This window comes from Thalassospira alkalitolerans (assembly GCF_002115745.1).
GTDB classification, from domain to species: domain Bacteria; phylum Pseudomonadota; class Alphaproteobacteria; order Rhodospirillales; family Thalassospiraceae; genus Thalassospira; species Thalassospira alkalitolerans.
Genome location: NZ_JFKB01000016.1, coordinates 1 through 16,012 on the forward strand (window position 1 = coordinate 1; position 16,012 = coordinate 16,012).

The window sequence follows — 16,012 nt, forward strand, 5'->3', positions numbered from 1 at the left end:
TTTCTGTAAAAACGTGAACCGCTCTAGTGTGGTCTGGGGCTCGCTCTGAGCCGCGTCATGGACGGGATCATCGCAAGCACTGAAAGTGTAAGGCCAAAACCGCAAACTGCCGGCCAACCACCAAATCCCCAAGCATAGGTTGCCCCGGCCGATCCAAATGATCCACCCAAAAACATGCCGGTCATATAAACCGTGTTAATCCGGCTACGCGCTTCTGGCATCAGGCCGAAAATCACGTGCTGGTTGGAAATCATCGCACTTTGCACCCCGAAATCCAGAATAATCACGCCAATGATTAATCCGGCAAGGGCGGTCCAAAGCCCAAAGGTTAGCCAGGAAATCACGCAAACAATCACGCCCGCTGCAATAACCCGTGCTGGGCCATAACGATCAGCAAGCCTGCCGGAAAGTGGGGCGGCCAAAACACCAATCGCGCCCAGAACCCCAAACATCCCGGCAACATCGGCCCCCATCTGGTAATCGGGTTCCTGTAAATGCAGCGCCAGTATCGTCCAGAACGCAGAAAATGATCCAAACAATGCTGCCTGTGTCAGGGTGGCACGGCGAAGGGCGGGTTGTTCCTTGCACAGGAACAGGACCGATAACAATGCCTCGCCATAACCGATGGATGTGCGTGGTTTGTCACGTGGCAACATCACTGCCATCAGGATGGCCGCCATGATCGCCAGCGGGGCGGCAAGCCAGAACATTTCGCGCCAGCCCAGATGCGTTGATACAAACCCGGCCAATGTTCGGCTTAAAAGAATGCCACATAATAACCCGGCCATGACGGTGCCAATGGTTTTACCACGGCTTTCGGGCGGGGCCAGTGCAGTCGCAAGCGGAATGATCTGTTGGGCAACGGTCGAACACGCCCCCAACAAAACAGATGTTGCAAACAAGATTGTCGCCGAAGGTGCCGCGCCCTCAATCACAAGAACAACGGCAAGTAACAGGAATTGCAGGACAATCAGTTTGCGCCGATCAAACAGATCGCCCAGCGGGACCAGCAAGAACAGACCAACGGCGTAGCCCAACTGTGTCGCGGTCGGGATCAGGGCGGCGGTGCTGCTGTGATCAAACTCGGCCATGATGATGCCAAGCATCGGCTGATTGTAATAGATATTGGCAACCGCAAGTCCGGCGGCAATTGCCATGACAAATGTCAGTCCCCGGCTGATGCCGGGTGTGGCAGTTCGCGACATCGACTAAATCCTAGGGCATATGGAGCAGACGTTTTCCGGGCAGGATTGCGGGGCTTGTCATCCCGTCGTTTTCGGTTGGTATTTGGTTCAGGTTACCTTTTACATAACCACAAACTGGTTTCAATCGCCCCATCGGGCAGATGAATGCTATTGGCAATTGATTGATCAACAAGACTTGCCAGACGTGTGGTGGCATAGGCACTTGACCACAGGATTTCAAAACCGTTGCCAGCCAAAAGCGACGCAACACCCTGTTGTTCATTATAGCCGCGCCAATGCCAGATTTCCGGATAATCATCGGGCAGGGTGATGTCATGGATGTGAATGATCGTCCCGCTTGGCAATGTCGGGATGATGGTTGAAAATAACAGGTCAACATCCGTGCCGGGCATCAGGATATGGCTTGAATCAATCGACAGGATATCGGCACCCGACAATGTCTTGAATATCGCCGGATCGGCTTTTTGCACGATGGTGCGCTCGACCGTGATTGGCAGGGCGGCAATATCGGCACGCGGGGCCGGATCGATAGCGTGGAATTTGGTTTCAAGTTCGCCGTCATGGATCGCACGATAATAGAACCGGGTCGAATGGCCTGAGCCGATTTCAACGATGCGTTCCGGGCGAAATTCACGCGTCAGGACATAGGCCATCATCCCGTCAAGTCGCGGAAACCAGCTTTGCTGCCAGCGCGGATCGGGTGGGGTGGCATTGCCAAAACTGGCGAATTCTTCCTGATATTTTGATGCCTTGGTCAGCCAGGCCTTCATGGTCGGTGCGGCCTGATCCATCATGGCCTCGATTGCCGGGTAATGCGGCCGACCTGCGGCCTTGGCGGTTTCGGCAGCATAACGATACGGGATGAAATAACCGGCGGGCGACGCGCCAAACAAGGTGCGAAGCCCCAGTTTCCAGCGGCGCCATTTCCGTGAAATCGGAATTGTGGTCATTAAATCTTCCCCCGGTGATCCTGAAATTGAATCAATCGCAAAATGTGTTGTCTTCGCCGCGCCAGCGCCGGATCAGCCAAAGCGCAAAGAAGAACGCAATAACCGAAAGCCCGGTCATCGCAAAATAGGCATGTGATCCGAAATGCTCATAAAGTGGCCCCGATGCCCAGATCGAACTGCCCAGAAACACCCCCATGGACAATGTTGCCATCAGGCTTTGCGCCGATGTCGCCAATTGTGACGGGACGGCACGCGCGATAAAGCTGACAGCGGCCAAATGGGTAATGCCAAATGTCATGGCATGCAATGGCTGGACAAGGATGATCAGCCAGAAATTATCCGTCAGGCCCAGAACCGTCCAGCGCAGCACACCTGATGCCGCCCCGATGGCAAACAAAATACCCGGATGGAGCCCACGGACATATTTCCCGCCAAAGGCAAACAGGGCAATTTCGGCAATCACCCCGATGGACCAGAACGCACCGATCACATCATGGCGATAGCCGATGCTTTCCCAATGGACCGAGGCAAAGCTGTAATACGTACCATGTGACCCTTGGGCAAAGCCGATACAGCCGAGATAAATCAGGAAAACAGGTTTGCGCAAAAGGTAAATCAGCGATGATCCCGACCGCAGCGGACGATCCGTTTGTGGATCGGGCATGCGGGTGACAATCGCAAAATTGATAATCCCGGCCGCAAACAGCATCCAGACAATCCATGCTGTTGATGTGCCATCCAGCACCAGACCAGCACCAAAGGAGGCCCCGATAAAGGCAAGCGACCCCCAAAGACGCACCCGCCCGTAATCAAGTTCGTGCGTCTTGCATTCATGGACCGTAATTGTCGTGCCAAGCGGCAAAAGCGGTGAAAACGTAAACCCGATCACCACCGATAATCCGGCCAGCCACCAAAAGTCGCTTGATACCGGAAAGGCCAGAATGGTGATGACATAAATACCCGCCAGCCACAGCATCGGCGTTTTGCGATTGCCGGTGCGGTCTGCACGTTGCGCAATCAGTGGATCGGCAAAGACACGCACCCAATTGGGCAGCGAGAGTAAAATACCGATTTCACCGGCTGATAACCCCTGACTTTTCAGCCAGACCGGCCAATAGGGCAGAAAAACCCCCTGTATCAGGAACAGGCCGACAAAAAACAGCGCCAGCACGGTTGCCGTCTTCATACGCGGGTCGTTAAAGGATGGAATGCCGAACTTGCCAATCATGCGATGATCTGGCGTCGTTTAAGGCCGCGCACGATAAACCGCGCCGGGTGCAACGCATCCATCAGGGATTTTTCAAGCGGCAGGGGCATATCGCAAATCTCGCTGGCTAGTATTTCGGCGGCAAGCGGGGCGGCGATCAGGCCGCGTGCCCCAAAGCCGGTACAGATATACACGTCTTTGTGGTAGGGCGCATCGATATATCGCGCCCCTTTTTTGCCTTTGTCTATATCGTGATAGGCCAAAAGAAACGCCGCGTAATCCGGTGCCGGTCCGACCACAGGCAAATGATCTGGCGTTGCGGTCCGAATGCCTGCCCGACCATCCATAACAGCCGGGTCAAGTGATGTGGCCAATTTCGGCAAAACCTTGCCAAGCTGGTTTAGGTTAAAGTCGTGTTCGGCATCACGCAGGTCGGTTTGGTCATCATTGCGTTCGAATGTCGCCCCGAAAACATGAATACCCTTATGCGCCGGGGTCAAATAGCCCCGGTGGCTCAACACGCAATGGATGTCGGTTTGCGGGCCATATGTCTGACGCAGGGCGTCATCGCTAAAATAGCTAATCTGGCCGCGTACCGGATAAAGGTATGTTGACAGCCAGTTGGTTTGGTCAAAGCCGATGGTTTCGGTTGCACCGGCAATTACCACGGCATCAAACGGCCCAAACTTGCGGCCATCGCGCGCGTAAAGGGTTTTGCCCGTACTGTCGGGGGTAATTGCCGTGATTTCGGTTCCCGTGTATTGGGTAATCCCATTGACAAGGCAGGTAACAAAGGACGGTGGGTTGACCCAACCAGCATCGGGATAAAACAACCCGCCATCGGGCAAAGGCATGCCAAAAATAGCGCTTGCACTTTGGCGGTCAACGACCTTCACCAATTCGGGACTGTCGCAAAGGCGGCGCATCATTCCGGCGTGACGTTCTTTGTCCTTTGGTTCCGTGACCAGATCCAGAACGCCGCAGAAATCGGCTTCGATCTTGCCGACATTCAACAATCGCCGCACCAGCCGTTGGCTATAGCGAAAACCGGCTTCGTAAAACCGACCGGGAATGGATAGATCGGCGGTAAAATACGGTTCAAGCATCCCAATCGGATTACCTGATGCACCACCCGCCAGTTGCCCGGCCTTTTCAAACAGCGTGACATCACATCCGCGCTTTGCCAGTGCATATGCGCATGCTGCACCGGCCATGCCGCCACCAATGATCGCGATCCGTTTTCCTACGGTGGCCTTGGGCACCGCATACCAGGGGTTTTCATCAAATCGTTTAAGATTGGCTGATCGATTATCTGGCGTAAGATGGGCGGTGATCATCTCGCGTTTATAGGCATATCCCTTGCGCTTGCGGGTCGTGAACCCGGCTTGTTGCAAGCCATCATGCACAAGACGTGCCGCGCTGAAGGTTGCCAATGTCGCGCCATCTTGGCTTGAGGCGGCGACAAGGGCCTTAAACAATTCGGGCTGCCACATATCGGGATTGCGCGACGGTGCAAAACCATCAAGGAACCAGCAATCAATTGCGCCTTGATAATCGCCATAGCACGTGATCGCATCACCGATCAAAAGCGTCAAAGTGACCGCGCCATCGGCTAATTCAAACCGATGAATGCCGGGTAACATCGTTCCGGTTGGCCATTGATCCAGCAACGCGTGCGAAAGCTGCTTCAGTTCCGGCCAATTGTGATGTGCTCGTGCGATAGTATCCCGCGATAACGGGAATTTTTCGACCGATACAAAATGCAGTCTTTTGGACCGTGCCGGGTCCTTTTGCCAGCAATCCCACGCCGCCAGGAAATTTAATCCTGTCCCAAACCCGGTCTCTCCAATGGTAAAGTTTTCGCGTGATTGCCATGCACCGGGCAGGTTATTGCCGTCGACGAAAACATATCGCGCTTCGTCCAACCCGTTTTGGGGATTGTAAAAGTCATCGCCAAATTGCGGGGAAAAAGGAACATTGCCGTCGCGCCAAATGATGTCGCCCGTTATTTCGTCTTTATCATTGGATGGATCATCTGCGCTCATGCAGATAGCGCCTCGGCGTCTTCTTTGGCAACAAGTGCCAGTGCTTCGCGCACGGTATCGATCCCGGCATCCTTGCGATGGGCATTCTCGCTAAGGTAACGGCGCCATTGTTTGGCCCCGCGCATCTGCTGGAACAGGCCCAATATATGGCGCGTGACATGGCCAAGCGTGCCGTTTTCCGATTTCAGGTGTTCATCGATATAAGGCAGCATCGCCTCGACCACCTGATGGCGGGTCAGGGGGGCAGTATCGTCACCGTAAAAACGCCGATCCACATCCGAAAGAACATAGGGGTTCTGATAGGCTTCGCGCCCGATCATCACGCCGTCAACCTGTTTCAGGTGTTCTTCTGTGTCATCCAGCGTCGTGATACCACCATTTATCAGGATTTCCAGTTCCGGCAATTCCTGTTTCAATTGATAAACAAGTTCGTATCGAAGCGGCGGAACTTCGCGGTTTTCCTTGGGGCTCAGGCCTTTCAGCCAAGCCTTGCGCGCATGAACGATGAATGTTGTGCATCCGGCATCGGCAACCGTTTCAACAAAGCGTTTCAGTGACGGATAATCTTCCTGATCATCAATGCCGATGCGGTTCTTGACCGTGATCGGCGCATCACTGGCACCAATCATTGCTTTAACGCAATCAGCCACCACATCGGGGGTTGCCATCAAACAGGCACCAAATGCGCCGTTTTGCACGCGATCAGACGGGCAACCGCAATTCAGATTGATCTCGTCATAGGTATATTGATTGGCAATATCACAGGCGCGCGCCAGATCATCCGGGTTGCTGCCACCCAGTTGCAACGCAACGGGATGCTCGGCCGCGTCAAAGCACAAATGCCGATCCGCACCACCATGGATAATCGCACCGGTCGTCACCATTTCGGTATAAAGCAACGCATGCCGACTGATCAGCCGCAAGAAATAGCGATCATGTCGATCCGTCCAATCCATCATCGGGGCGACGGAAATACGCCGATTGACAGTCATACCGAATTGTTCCTGAACCTGTGCACGTGAATGGGGTTGCCGTTTTCCGGGCGCGGTCTTTATATATGTTCCGGGATTTAGGGTCAAAACTCATTCATTGATGCATGGCTGCATCGCGCTTTGCGAGACACAGGAAGAATTTATGATCACGATTTATGGCATCAAGAACTGCGACACGGTGAAGAAATCCCTGAAATGGTTCGAAGCCAAGGGGCTGGATCACAAATTTCACGATTTCCGCGTTGACGGAATTGATGCCAAAACCATCGAAGGCTGGCTTGGTGACGTTGGTGGCAAAATCCTGATTAACAAACGCGGGCCAAGCTATCGCAATCTTTCCGATTCCGACAAGGCCGTGCTTGAAAATGATGGCGGGGCGGCTGCGGCCATTTTGGCCGCCAATCCGACCGTGATCAAACGTCCGGTTGTTGATTTCGGTGCAACCCGCACGGTTGCCTATAACGAAACACGCTGGTCCGAACTGGCCGGGATATAAGGAACGCAAACATGGATGCAATAGTAACCAAACCGGTGGTGCGTGGCGTTATCTTTGATTGCGATGGTGTATTGGTTGATACCGAAAATCTTGCCAATCAGGTGCTGACAGATTTGCTGTGCGAGTATGGCTGTGACATGACGCCGGAACAAAGCCATGACTTTTTTCTTGGTGGGACTTTGGCATCTGTTGGTCCGAAAATGGCTGAAACATTCGGGGTCAAACTTCCTGATGGCTGGCTTGACGAATGCTATGCCAGAACATTCAAAGCATTTAAAAAAGACCTGAAACCATTTTCCGGGATCGGTGCTGTTCTTGATTTGCTTGATGCCCGGGGTATTCCGATGGCAATCGGTAGTAACGGCCCACATGACAAGATGGATGTCTCGCTTGGCAAGGTTGGGCTCATAGATCGTTTTCGCGGACGCATTTGTTCGGCGCATGATGTTGCCCATGCTAAACCGGCACCCGATGTTTATCTGTTAGCGGCACAGAAAATAGGGATTCCGATCCTCGATTGTGTGGTGGTCGACGATAGTATCAGTGGTGTTCGGGCCGGTGTGGCATCGGGGGCAACGACCATTGGTCTTGTCGATTTAACTTCGGGCGATGATTTGTTGGCGGCCGACGCGCATTATGTCGCAAGTGATCATCGTGCGTTGCTGGATCTGCTTTCAGGTTGGTTGGCATAGGACCGCATAAAACACCATAGGGGCCGCGAAATCGCTGCCCCTATGTTCGGAGGTCCGGTTATTCGCCGATCACGATGCCTTCGCGTCGGGAATCAGCCCCGCCGATCAGGCCCTGATCGGTGATATTGATGATATGCAGGCCGGAATTAAGGTCGCGGATGCTGGTTTTAAATCCGCGTTGCTGCAAATGCGGTTCAAGTATTTCCGCCGTGGTCCCGGCTTCAACATCAAAAGTCCCGAACCGGTTGACCAGATGGGGCATGTTGATCGCCTGTTGCGGGTCCATTCCCCAATCAATCATCGCGATTAGCGATTGTGCAACGTAACCGATAATCCGCGATCCACCGGGTGACCCGGCGGCAATCACCGGTTTTCCGGCTTGCATGACAATGGTTGGTGCCATCGAGGATCGCGGGCGTTTGCCCGGTTCCAGTCGGTTGGCAATTGGAACACCGTCGCTGTGGGTTTTAAACGAAAAATCGGTCAATTCGTTATTAAGCATGAACCCGCGTACCATCAAACGTGATCCAAATCCGTTTTCAATGGTTGTTGTCATCGACACAACATTTCCCATCGCATCAACGATGGAAAAATGGCTGGTGCTGGGAAATTCGATGGCCTCGTCATCGGCAAGGCGCATCGCGTGGCTAAATGCCGGGTGACCGGGTTCGATATCGGAAAGGGCGTCGCCTCTGTGCAAAAGTCTGGAACGTTCTGCCAGATAGTTTTCATCCAATAATCCGGTTAATGGCATGGGCACGTAATCAATATCGGCCATGTATCGTCCGCGGTCGGCAAAGGCCAAACGCGATGCATCGCCGATCAATCGCCAGCTTTCAGCCGATTTTGGTCCGAAACCGGCAATGTCAAATGGTTCGATCAAGCCCAAAATCTGCCCGACGGTCAGGGCCCCGGATGATGGTGGACCCATGCCACATACCTCATAACCCCGGTAATCGACACAGACCGGATCGCGTTCCTTGATCGTATAATTTGCCAAATCTTTCAGGGATAAAACACCCGGATTCCATGTTGCCCCCTGTACCTTGGCAATAATATCGTTGGCAATCGGACCGAAATAAAATCCATCCGTTCCGTTTTGCGCCAATGTCTTAAGGGTCTTGGCATAATCCGGATTTTTTAAAAGCGCCCCTTCACGAAGCGGCGTGCCGTTGTCATCAAAGAAATAATTCTTTGCTGTTTCGTCGCGCGTAAGGTTTTCACCGTCTTCGGCAATCAACCCGGCCAATCGTGATGAGACGTTAAACCCGATTTCGGCCCGTTCAATCGCCGGGGCAAGCAAGGTCGGCCATTCAAGTTGCCCCCATTTTTCATGGGCGGTTTTCATCAAGGCAGGCGTGCCGGGTGTTCCAACCGACCGGCCGCCGACAACGGCATCGTAAAACTTCATCGGTTCGCCGTCTTCGGTTTGAAACAGGGTCGGGGTGGCGGCCATTGGGGCGGTTTCGCGCCCATCCAGTGTTGTCAGTTTATCGCGGCGCGCGTCGTAATAAACAAGGAACGCACCACCACCAAGTCCGGATGACTGTGGCTCGACCAGTCCCAGCATGGTTTGAACCGCGACCATGGCATCAATCGCATTGCCGCCGCGCCGCAAGACATTTGCGCCGGCTTCAACCGCAAGCGGGTTGGCTGCGCTTACCATCCAGTGCGGTGCTTGCACGGCTTTGCGGTTTGAATTTGATGATATTGTACTTTCTGGCGCAATTGCATCGGTGGCTTGTTGTGCCTGTACCGGCACGGGCAGGGCAATGAACCCCGCCATAAAACCGGCGGCCACACGGGCCATTAAAAAGGATTTGAAATGGAAACCGTTGATCATGCGGGGCGTCATGTCACGAGCCTTTTCGTTGTGGTTTTGCTTGTCTATGCTTCCAGAAATAGAACTCTTTGGAAAGACAACAGTTCAACAGTGGCAAAAAAACAAAAGGCAGAATGCGCCAACATCCTGCCTTTAAAAGGTTATTTTTCTTTTGGGATCAATCTAGGCGGCAGATTTTTTTGCCGAGCGTTGTGATTTTTCAACCACATTGGCTTCCAGCCATTGAACAATGCCCTGTGCGGCCTTTTCCCATTTGGCATCAAGCATCATGGCATGGGCAATATCATCCAAAAGCAGGTAATCCGCGCCGTAACGCTGTGCCGTGCGATGTACCAGTTCACTTTGAATGATTTCATCATTGCGTGCCCCCATCACCAACATTGGCGGTACGTCGGTCGGGGATAGGAATACGGGATTGGTACCTGCCATATCCATCAGGGCCCTGTGGCTTTCGGTTTCAAGTCGCCCGAAATAGATCATGCCTTCATCTTCGGCGATATCGGCGGACAACATGGCGCGTCCCAGCCGTTCACGCAGCAAAGTGTGCGGACCGATGGCCTGTAACCAGAACATTTGCAAATACAGGTCCGGCTGGGCCATGGCCATCATGGCATTGCTGGCCATAAGGCCCTCGGGCGGGACCGATGCCATCAGGACGGCGGCGGCGGCACTATGTTTTTCAAGATATTTTTGGATGATATAGCCGCCCATCGAATGGCCGATCAAAATTGGCTTTTGACCCAGCGTCTCAACGACAGTTTCAAGGTCTTCGACATAATCATCGATCGAGGCAAGACTGCGTAATTGTCGGCCGCCACTGCCGCCGTGGCCACGCAGTGAAAATGAAATGGTTTCAAATCCCTGATCGGCAAACCAGGCCAAAAAATGTTCGTTCCAGCACCACGCCCCGGTAAAGGCGCCATGGACGAAAATAATTGGCGTTTTGCATTTTGGTTTGCCAGTCGGGCTTCTGCGAAAAATCTCCAATTCGGGACTCATGACAGGCCTCCTGGATGCGAAGTGTCTCAGGCAAGATAACCAAACCCAAGTTTTGACCTTAGCATAAAAATGCAGTTTTCGCATCTATGGCATTCGTTTGAATATGCAAAACTCATACAATTGTATCGGAAAACCACCACCAATGATTGTCAGTGTCGTTTGCTTTGCATATGATATTTGCGGGACAGTGGAAAAACGGCGCATGGCGGCACAGGCTGCCATAGCATCGGCAAGTGAATGACAACGAGATAAAAGCAAAGCTGAAGATGATGGTGGAATTATCTGTGGTCGGTATTCTTGCGGGGCTCGATGATGCAGCGCTTGCGGATGTCGAACGTCATATCAATCGGAAAACGTTTTCATCGGGGGCTCAGATCATTGAGCCAGAATCGGACAGTTCGGATGTTTATCTGATCTTGTCGGGCAAAGTTCGGATCGTGAACTATTCTGTTTCCGGGCGCGAAATTACGCTTGAAGAAATTGGTGCTGGCGGCTGCGTTGGGCATCTGTCGGCAATTGACGGTGAACCGCGTTCGGCCTGTGTGCTGGCGGTTAATAACACCGATGTTGCGATTGTCAGTCCGGCCAATTTTGAAAAAATTGTCAAAAACCATCCGTCAGTTGCCTGGAATGTTATCCATGAACTGGCGCGTATTGTGCGGACATCGACACGGCGTATTGTCGATGTCAGTACCCTTGGCGCAAACGAACGTGTTGTGGCCGAAATCCTGCGTTGCGCGCAGACCGAGATCACCGATGACGGTTCTGCTTTGCTAAGCCCGGTGCCGGTTCATTCCGACATTGCCGGACGTGTCAGCACCTCGCGCGAGACGGTTGCACGGGTGATGGGCACATTGGCCCGCAAGGGGCTGGTCAATAAAATCGAGACAGGATTACACGTGCCTGATGTCCGGCGTCTTGAAGAATTCCTTAGTGAATCTATTCACTGATTTTAGCTGACAGCAGGATATTGGCGAAATATCGGTAAAAAGTTGTAAATGTTTTGCAAATTGTGACGAGTGTCACAGAACTGATCTGTCATGCACGATAGATAAAGGGGGTGACGGGCATTTAATTGGTCCGGCACATCTCCCCCAAGAGAGTTTACTGGCCGTACTTTAAAGAGTACGGCCATTTTTTTTGCGTTTCATCATAGCGCGGGGGGATTGGGGCCGATAAAGTATTGATCGTCAGACTTAAGACCTGTCTCCAATTCAAGGAATGACTTCATGCGGTTATCTGTTGTTATGGCCGGGCTGAACGGGGCAATGGCGGTTGCTTTGGGGGCGTTTGCTACTCATGCGATGGTGGGCGACGAAATGATCCATGCCCGCGATTTGGTTGCAAAGGGCGCACATTATCAATTGATCCATGCGGTTGGTATGGCGGCTGTTGCGGCCCTTGCCCATCAGGTGCCCGATGAACGGTTGTTGCGTTGGGCGGCGTATTCGATGCTGGTGGGGATCTTGTTCTTCTGCGGGTCGCTTTATGCCATTGCCTTTACCGGGGTCGGTGCCTTTGGCATGGTCGCCCCGATTGGCGGGCTGTCTTTCATTGCCGGTTGGTTGATGTTGGCCGGGGCAGGGTGGAAACGTTTTTCCTGATGATCATCTTGGTTTGAATAAACCGCTTCGCGGCAGAATGCTGTTTTGCCGGGGGAGGAGACCGTTCATTTTGTGGCGGATATTGGCGCAGTATTGGTAAGATTTGACAGCGAACCGTCAAAAAATATTCGGCAAAGTTCTGACCGGTTTTTATATCGGGTCCTCACCTGTTCAGAATCCTTCCATTAAAACAGAAATGTTCACTGACACCTGTCTGGGCCAAGTTCCGGATTAGATGGGGCTGGCTTCTGTGTGTCGGCTCTGAACTGGCCGGTTCAGGGGGATTTGCGTTGCTGACATCGGCGGCTTTCCCCACCGGAAATTGTGCTGTGTGGTTGGCGCATTCAGGTTCACGTCAGAAAGCTGCGTTAAAGACTTGATCTGGTTTTTATGCCGGATGCGCTTTTAGGCAAAACGTCTGTCGACCATTTCCGAAATCCTGTGATGCCAGAGAATGCAAAAATCAAAATTTTGGTGTTCTGGCAGGAGGGAAAGGCATGGGACGGATTTTTATCTGACTTGGCATTTGGAAGTGTTGCCTGTTTCATCGTATTTCGCCGACTGTTTGCGCGTTGAATATTGTGGGAATTGGCAGCGTCGATAAACGCGGGCATTTAATAAATGAAGTCGAATGGCATTTCGTCGAAATTCGATGCCAATGTATTGGTAAACGGATCAATGGGCGAGGATCGGGTAAATAATCCGGATATCGAATTGTCCGTTGTGGTGCCGGTTTTCAATGAATACGAAAACATTACGCCGTTAATTGATGAAATTCTGGCGGCTTTGCGCGGCAAAGTAGCGTTTGAAATCATCTATGTGGATGACGGCAGTACCGATCAAACGGCAAATGTTTTAAAAGAGAAAAGAACAGCCGTGCCCGAACTTCGTGTGATCCGCCATGTCGAAAGCTGTGGTCAATCGCTTGCGGTTCTGACCGGGGTCAAGCAGGCATTGGGCGCATTGGTTGTTACGCTTGACGGGGATGGCCAAAACGATCCTGCCGATATCCCGCTTCTTTTGGCACGATACCGGGCCGAAGGTCATGACGATAAGCTGCTGGTTGCTGGCTGGCGCGCGAACCGCAATGATACAAAGGCAAAGCGGATCCAATCGCGCATTGCCAATCGTGTTCGCCGGGCTTTGTTAAACGATGAAACGCCCGATAGCGGATGCGGCATAAAGCTGTTTTGTCGCGACGATTTTTTGGCATTCCCCCGGTTTAATCATATGCATCGCTTCTTGCCGGCGCTTATTTTGCGCGATGGTGGCCGGGTTTGCTCGGTTGCGGTAAATCATCGGCCGCGCTTATGCGGTGTGTCGAAATACAATATGATGAACAGGCTCTGGGTTGGAATTATCGATATGATGGGGCTTATGTGGCTTCAGTCGCGCGCTAAAAACCCAACGATCGAAACCGGGGAATAGGAAAAGATGATGCAGGAATGGGGCGCCCGGCTGTTTTCCAACCTTGATACCTGGTTCGTGCTGGGGATTGTGGGGCAGGTCATGTTTTCTGGCAGGTTCCTTGTGCAATGGCTTGTCAGTGAAAAACACACCAAATCAATCGTGCCGGTCGCGTTTTGGTATCTCAGTATTCTTGGCGGTATTTGCCTTATGGTTTATGGGCTTCAGCGTGCCGAACCGATCATCATTCTTGGTCAGTCGTTTGGTTTGATCGTCTATGCGCGAAATCTTTATTTCATCCATCAGGAAAAGCACGACGCCAAGGTCGATGCCATTCCCGCAATTGTGGCTGATCCGACCCACAATCATTGATCCATCTTTTTACCGGAATTCCCATGGTCCCGACACATCGTCTTGCCGCGTTGAAAAGCCCGCTCGCCTGCATTTTGGTGCTATGGGCCTTGGGTGTCATTTTCTGTATTTCTGTACGACCGCTGATGCCGGTTGATGAAACGCGCTATCTTTCGGTCGCGTGGGAGATGTGGATCCATAACAACTGGTTAGTGCCACATTTGAATGGCGCACCCTATGCCCATAAGCCCCCCATGTTATTTTGGCTCATAAATGTCAGTTGGGCGGTGTTTGGCGTTAATGAATTCTCGGCCCGCATGATTGCCCCGATATTTGGTGCGTTGAATTTGGTGATGGTTTCTGTCTTGGCAGGCAAATTGTGGCCCGAAAAAACAGATGCGCGTGTTCTTGCTCCCTTATTTTTGGTCGGGAGCTCCTATTTCGCGGGTTATGGCACCCTGACTTATTTTGACATGCTGCAAAGCTTCTTTGCGCTGCTTGGCTGGTATGGTGTGCAGACGGCAAGTCAGGGGCGCGTGCGCTGGGGCTGGGCCTTGGTGGGCATTGCAATCGGACTGGGTATCCTTTCCAAGGGGCCGGTCATCTTGCTGTATATTTTGCCCGCCGCATTGCTTGCGCCGCTGTGGCAAAAGCGCGATCAAAAAAATACAGCAGCGTTGGATACCCTTGCGTCAATTTCGCCAGTTGATCAACAGGATGGGGAAGACGCCCGCGATGATCGACAGATGACGCATCGGCGCTGGAAAGGCTGGTACCTTGGTCTTGTTGTTTCTGTCTTGCTTGGTGCGGTTATCGCGCTTTGTTGGGCGGTTCCTGCCGGGATATATGGCGGCGAAGAATATCGTAATGCGATCTTCTGGGGGCAAACGGCCGGGCGGATGGTGGATAGTTTCGCCCATGTCGAACCGTTCTATTACTATCTGGTCGCTTTACCGTTGATGTTGTTGCCCTGGTTACTGTGGGGCGGTCTGTGGCGGGGGATAATCGGGTTCCGGTGGCGTGCTGGCCTTGATGATGGTTTGCGGATGGTGCTGCTTATTATCGTCGTACTGATGATTGCCTTCAGTTTGATTTCCGGCAAACGTGTTCACTATATCCTGCCTGTTCTGCCCTTGATCAGTTTGCTTCTGGCACGGGTGATTTCGGCAAGTAACGCTTTGGGCGTGATGGCGCGGCGAATAGATTTGGTGCCAATTGCTGTCTTTGTCATTCTGATTGGTCTTGTGGCAATAATCGCACCGTTTTTGCCGCTCTATTTCGCCAAAGCGCCGGTTTGGCTTGCGACGTTGAACGGCTGGTGGGGGCTTGTGCTGGTCGTCGCTGGCGCTGTGTTGATTGTGGCCGGGCCAATGCGGGGCGTGGTTTATCGGATTGCCATTGTCAATTTGCTGCTTGTCGTCACGGTCTGCATGATTGCGGCACCACGCCTGAATATCGATTATGATATGCGACCATTGGCGGAATACCTGAAAACCCAACAGGACGAGGGGCGTGATATTGCCTATTGGGGCAAGTACCACGCGCAGTTCCAGTTTCTGGGGCGTTTGCAAAGGCCTATTCAGATGCTGATCAGCCATGATGAAATGCTTGATTGGGCAAAAAACCATCCGGATGGCGAGATCATCGCCCGTCGGGATCGTCCGCTGGACGCGCAGGAACGCCCCCTGGCCGGGTTTGACTATAAGAACGATCGTCTGCTGATCTGGGACATTCAAACCGTTCTTGAAAATGCAGCAGGCGTCTTGGCGCGCTAGGGCCGCAGGGCAAAAAACACTACCAATACCAACCCAAAGACTGCCAACGCCATTGCCTTGCTGAGCACGGGCAGGTGGGACCGCGCCGTCTGTGCTGTGTCAGGTAAATTGGTGGGGAACCTGTGAAATTATCCACAGTGACAATAAAAAAAGACGTGCCCCAAAGGACACGTCTTTTTTAATCTCGAACAATCAAATCAGCATATGCTGACATATTATTTCATTTTCGCTTCTTTGAACTCGACGTGCTTGCGCACGACCGGGTCGTACTTGCGAAACGAGAATTTCTCGGTGGTGTTCCGCGGGTTCTTCTTTACGACATAGAAGTAACCGGTATCAGCGGAGCTTACCAACTTTACGAGGATTGAAGCGGGCTTAGCCATATCTCAGCTTCCTGTGTTCAGGTGTATCTCAGGCCGCGGAACATAAAGGTTATGCGCCGAGTG

The 16,012-nt window shown here is 52.6% G+C and carries 15 protein-coding genes; 7 read left to right on the forward strand and 8 right to left on the reverse strand.

Features of this window, described 5'->3' with window-relative positions; genetic code table 11:
- Positions 1 to 23: 23 nt before the first annotated feature.
- From TALK_RS17965 to dusA, 5 genes are all read right to left on the reverse strand, one after another.
- Positions 24 to 1,205 (reverse strand): MFS transporter, encoded by a 1,182-nt coding sequence (locus TALK_RS17965; RefSeq protein ID WP_085620537.1) that lies wholly within the window; start codon positions 1,203 to 1,205, stop codon positions 24 to 26.
- Between the two features lie 92 nt (positions 1,206 to 1,297).
- The gene (locus TALK_RS17970; protein WP_085620538.1) at positions 1,298 to 2,155 is read right to left on the reverse strand and encodes a class I SAM-dependent methyltransferase; all 858 of its coding nucleotides are present in this window, start codon (positions 2,153 to 2,155) and stop codon (positions 1,298 to 1,300) included.
- A 31-nt stretch (positions 2,156 to 2,186) separates the two neighbouring features.
- A complete protein-coding gene (locus TALK_RS17975; RefSeq protein WP_085620539.1) occupies positions 2,187 to 3,383 on the reverse strand; it encodes a 3-phenylpropionate MFS transporter in 1,197 nt (398 codons plus the stop codon).
- On the reverse strand, positions 3,380 to 5,407 hold the full coding sequence (mnmC, locus tag TALK_RS17980; RefSeq protein ID WP_085620540.1) for a bifunctional tRNA (5-methylaminomethyl-2-thiouridine)(34)-methyltransferase MnmC2/FAD-dependent 5-carboxymethylaminomethyl-2-thiouridine(34) oxidoreductase MnmC1: 2,028 nt from the start codon (positions 5,405 to 5,407) through the stop codon (positions 3,380 to 3,382). Before mnmC ends, TALK_RS17975 begins: the two co-directional genes overlap by 4 nt.
- On the reverse strand, positions 5,404 to 6,399 hold the full coding sequence (gene dusA / locus TALK_RS17985; RefSeq protein ID WP_085620541.1) for a tRNA dihydrouridine(20/20a) synthase DusA: 996 nt from the start codon (positions 6,397 to 6,399) through the stop codon (positions 5,404 to 5,406). Before dusA ends, mnmC begins: the two co-directional genes overlap by 4 nt.
- A 142-nt stretch (positions 6,400 to 6,541) precedes the next feature.
- Here dusA and TALK_RS17990 point away from each other — a divergent pair, with 142 nt between their 5' ends.
- Together TALK_RS17990 and TALK_RS17995 are read left to right on the forward strand one after the other, a co-directional pair.
- The gene (locus TALK_RS17990) at positions 6,542 to 6,895 is read left to right on the forward strand and encodes an ArsC/Spx/MgsR family protein (RefSeq protein ID WP_085620542.1); all 354 of its coding nucleotides are present in this window, start codon (positions 6,542 to 6,544) and stop codon (positions 6,893 to 6,895) included.
- Positions 6,896 to 6,906: 11 nt separating this feature from the next.
- The gene (locus TALK_RS17995) at positions 6,907 to 7,587 is read left to right on the forward strand and encodes an HAD family hydrolase (RefSeq protein WP_085620543.1); all 681 of its coding nucleotides are present in this window, start codon (positions 6,907 to 6,909) and stop codon (positions 7,585 to 7,587) included.
- Positions 7,588 to 7,645: 58 nt separating this feature from the next.
- Here TALK_RS17995 and ggt read toward each other — a convergent pair whose 3' ends face one another.
- Together ggt and TALK_RS18005 are read right to left on the reverse strand one after the other, a co-directional pair.
- Positions 7,646 to 9,430: a gamma-glutamyltransferase gene (gene ggt / locus TALK_RS18000; protein WP_139833876.1), complete on the reverse strand. Its 1,785-nt coding sequence runs from the start codon at positions 9,428 to 9,430 to the stop codon at positions 7,646 to 7,648.
- A 162-nt stretch (positions 9,431 to 9,592) separates the two neighbouring features.
- Positions 9,593 to 10,429 carry an alpha/beta hydrolase gene (locus tag TALK_RS18005; protein WP_085620544.1) on the reverse strand — a complete coding sequence of 279 codons (837 nt, stop codon included), beginning with the start codon at positions 10,427 to 10,429 and terminating at the stop codon, positions 9,593 to 9,595.
- Positions 10,430 to 10,695: 266 nt separating this feature from the next.
- Between TALK_RS18005 and TALK_RS18010 the strand changes: the two genes are divergently transcribed.
- The 5 genes from TALK_RS18010 (at position 10,696) to TALK_RS18035 (ending at position 15,566) form a co-directional block, all read left to right on the forward strand.
- Entirely contained in the window at positions 10,696 to 11,379 is a 684-nt protein-coding gene (locus tag TALK_RS18010; RefSeq protein ID WP_245830028.1) for a Crp/Fnr family transcriptional regulator, read from the forward strand.
- A 279-nt stretch (positions 11,380 to 11,658) separates the two neighbouring features.
- Positions 11,659 to 12,033 carry a DUF423 domain-containing protein gene (locus TALK_RS18015; RefSeq protein WP_085620545.1) on the forward strand — a complete coding sequence of 125 codons (375 nt, stop codon included), beginning with the start codon at positions 11,659 to 11,661 and terminating at the stop codon, positions 12,031 to 12,033.
- Between the two features lie 621 nt (positions 12,034 to 12,654).
- Complete coding sequence (locus tag TALK_RS18025) at positions 12,655 to 13,461, forward strand: glycosyltransferase family 2 protein (RefSeq protein ID WP_342746141.1); 807 nt, start codon at positions 12,655 to 12,657, stop codon at positions 13,459 to 13,461.
- A gap of 6 nt (positions 13,462 to 13,467) precedes the next feature.
- Positions 13,468 to 13,812, forward strand: a complete 345-nt coding sequence (locus TALK_RS18030) for a lipid-A-disaccharide synthase N-terminal domain-containing protein (protein ID WP_211274845.1) — start codon at positions 13,468 to 13,470, stop codon at positions 13,810 to 13,812.
- Between the two features lie 23 nt (positions 13,813 to 13,835).
- Positions 13,836 to 15,566: an ArnT family glycosyltransferase gene (locus TALK_RS18035; RefSeq protein WP_085620548.1), complete on the forward strand. Its 1,731-nt coding sequence runs from the start codon at positions 13,836 to 13,838 to the stop codon at positions 15,564 to 15,566.
- A gap of 215 nt (positions 15,567 to 15,781) precedes the next feature.
- Here TALK_RS18035 and rpmG read toward each other — a convergent pair whose 3' ends face one another.
- The gene (gene rpmG / locus TALK_RS18040; protein ID WP_085620549.1) at positions 15,782 to 15,949 is read right to left on the reverse strand and encodes a 50S ribosomal protein L33; all 168 of its coding nucleotides are present in this window, start codon (positions 15,947 to 15,949) and stop codon (positions 15,782 to 15,784) included.
- Between the last annotated feature and the right edge of the window lie 63 nt (positions 15,950 to 16,012).

Excerpts from the sequence above, each read along its gene's own strand:
- TALK_RS17965 (WP_085620537.1), bottom strand. The coding sequence starts at position 1,205 with ATGTCGCGAACTGCCACACCCGGCATCAGCCGGGGACTGACATTTGTC.
- TALK_RS17970 (WP_085620538.1), bottom strand. The coding sequence starts at position 2,155 with ATGACCACAATTCCGATTTCACGGAAATGGCGCCGCTGGAAACTGGGG.
- TALK_RS17975 (WP_085620539.1), bottom strand. The coding sequence starts at position 3,383 with ATGATTGGCAAGTTCGGCATTCCATCCTTTAACGACCCGCGTATGAAG.
- mnmC (WP_085620540.1), bottom strand. The coding sequence starts at position 5,407 with ATGAGCGCAGATGATCCATCCAATGATAAAGACGAAATAACGGGCGAC.
- dusA (WP_085620541.1), bottom strand. The coding sequence starts at position 6,399 with ATGACTGTCAATCGGCGTATTTCCGTCGCCCCGATGATGGATTGGACG.
- TALK_RS17990 (WP_085620542.1), top strand. The coding sequence starts at position 6,542 with ATGATCACGATTTATGGCATCAAGAACTGCGACACGGTGAAGAAATCC.
- TALK_RS17995 (WP_085620543.1), top strand. The coding sequence starts at position 6,907 with ATGGATGCAATAGTAACCAAACCGGTGGTGCGTGGCGTTATCTTTGAT.
- ggt (WP_139833876.1), bottom strand. The coding sequence starts at position 9,430 with ATGATCAACGGTTTCCATTTCAAATCCTTTTTAATGGCCCGTGTGGCC.
- TALK_RS18005 (WP_085620544.1), bottom strand. The coding sequence starts at position 10,429 with ATGAGTCCCGAATTGGAGATTTTTCGCAGAAGCCCGACTGGCAAACCA.
- TALK_RS18010 (WP_245830028.1), top strand. The coding sequence starts at position 10,696 with ATGATGGTGGAATTATCTGTGGTCGGTATTCTTGCGGGGCTCGATGAT.
- TALK_RS18015 (WP_085620545.1), top strand. The coding sequence starts at position 11,659 with ATGCGGTTATCTGTTGTTATGGCCGGGCTGAACGGGGCAATGGCGGTT.
- TALK_RS18025 (WP_342746141.1), top strand. The coding sequence starts at position 12,655 with ATGAAGTCGAATGGCATTTCGTCGAAATTCGATGCCAATGTATTGGTA.
- TALK_RS18030 (WP_211274845.1), top strand. The coding sequence starts at position 13,468 with ATGATGCAGGAATGGGGCGCCCGGCTGTTTTCCAACCTTGATACCTGG.
- TALK_RS18035 (WP_085620548.1), top strand. The coding sequence starts at position 13,836 with ATGGTCCCGACACATCGTCTTGCCGCGTTGAAAAGCCCGCTCGCCTGC.
- rpmG (WP_085620549.1), bottom strand. The coding sequence starts at position 15,949 with ATGGCTAAGCCCGCTTCAATCCTCGTAAAGTTGGTAAGCTCCGCTGAT.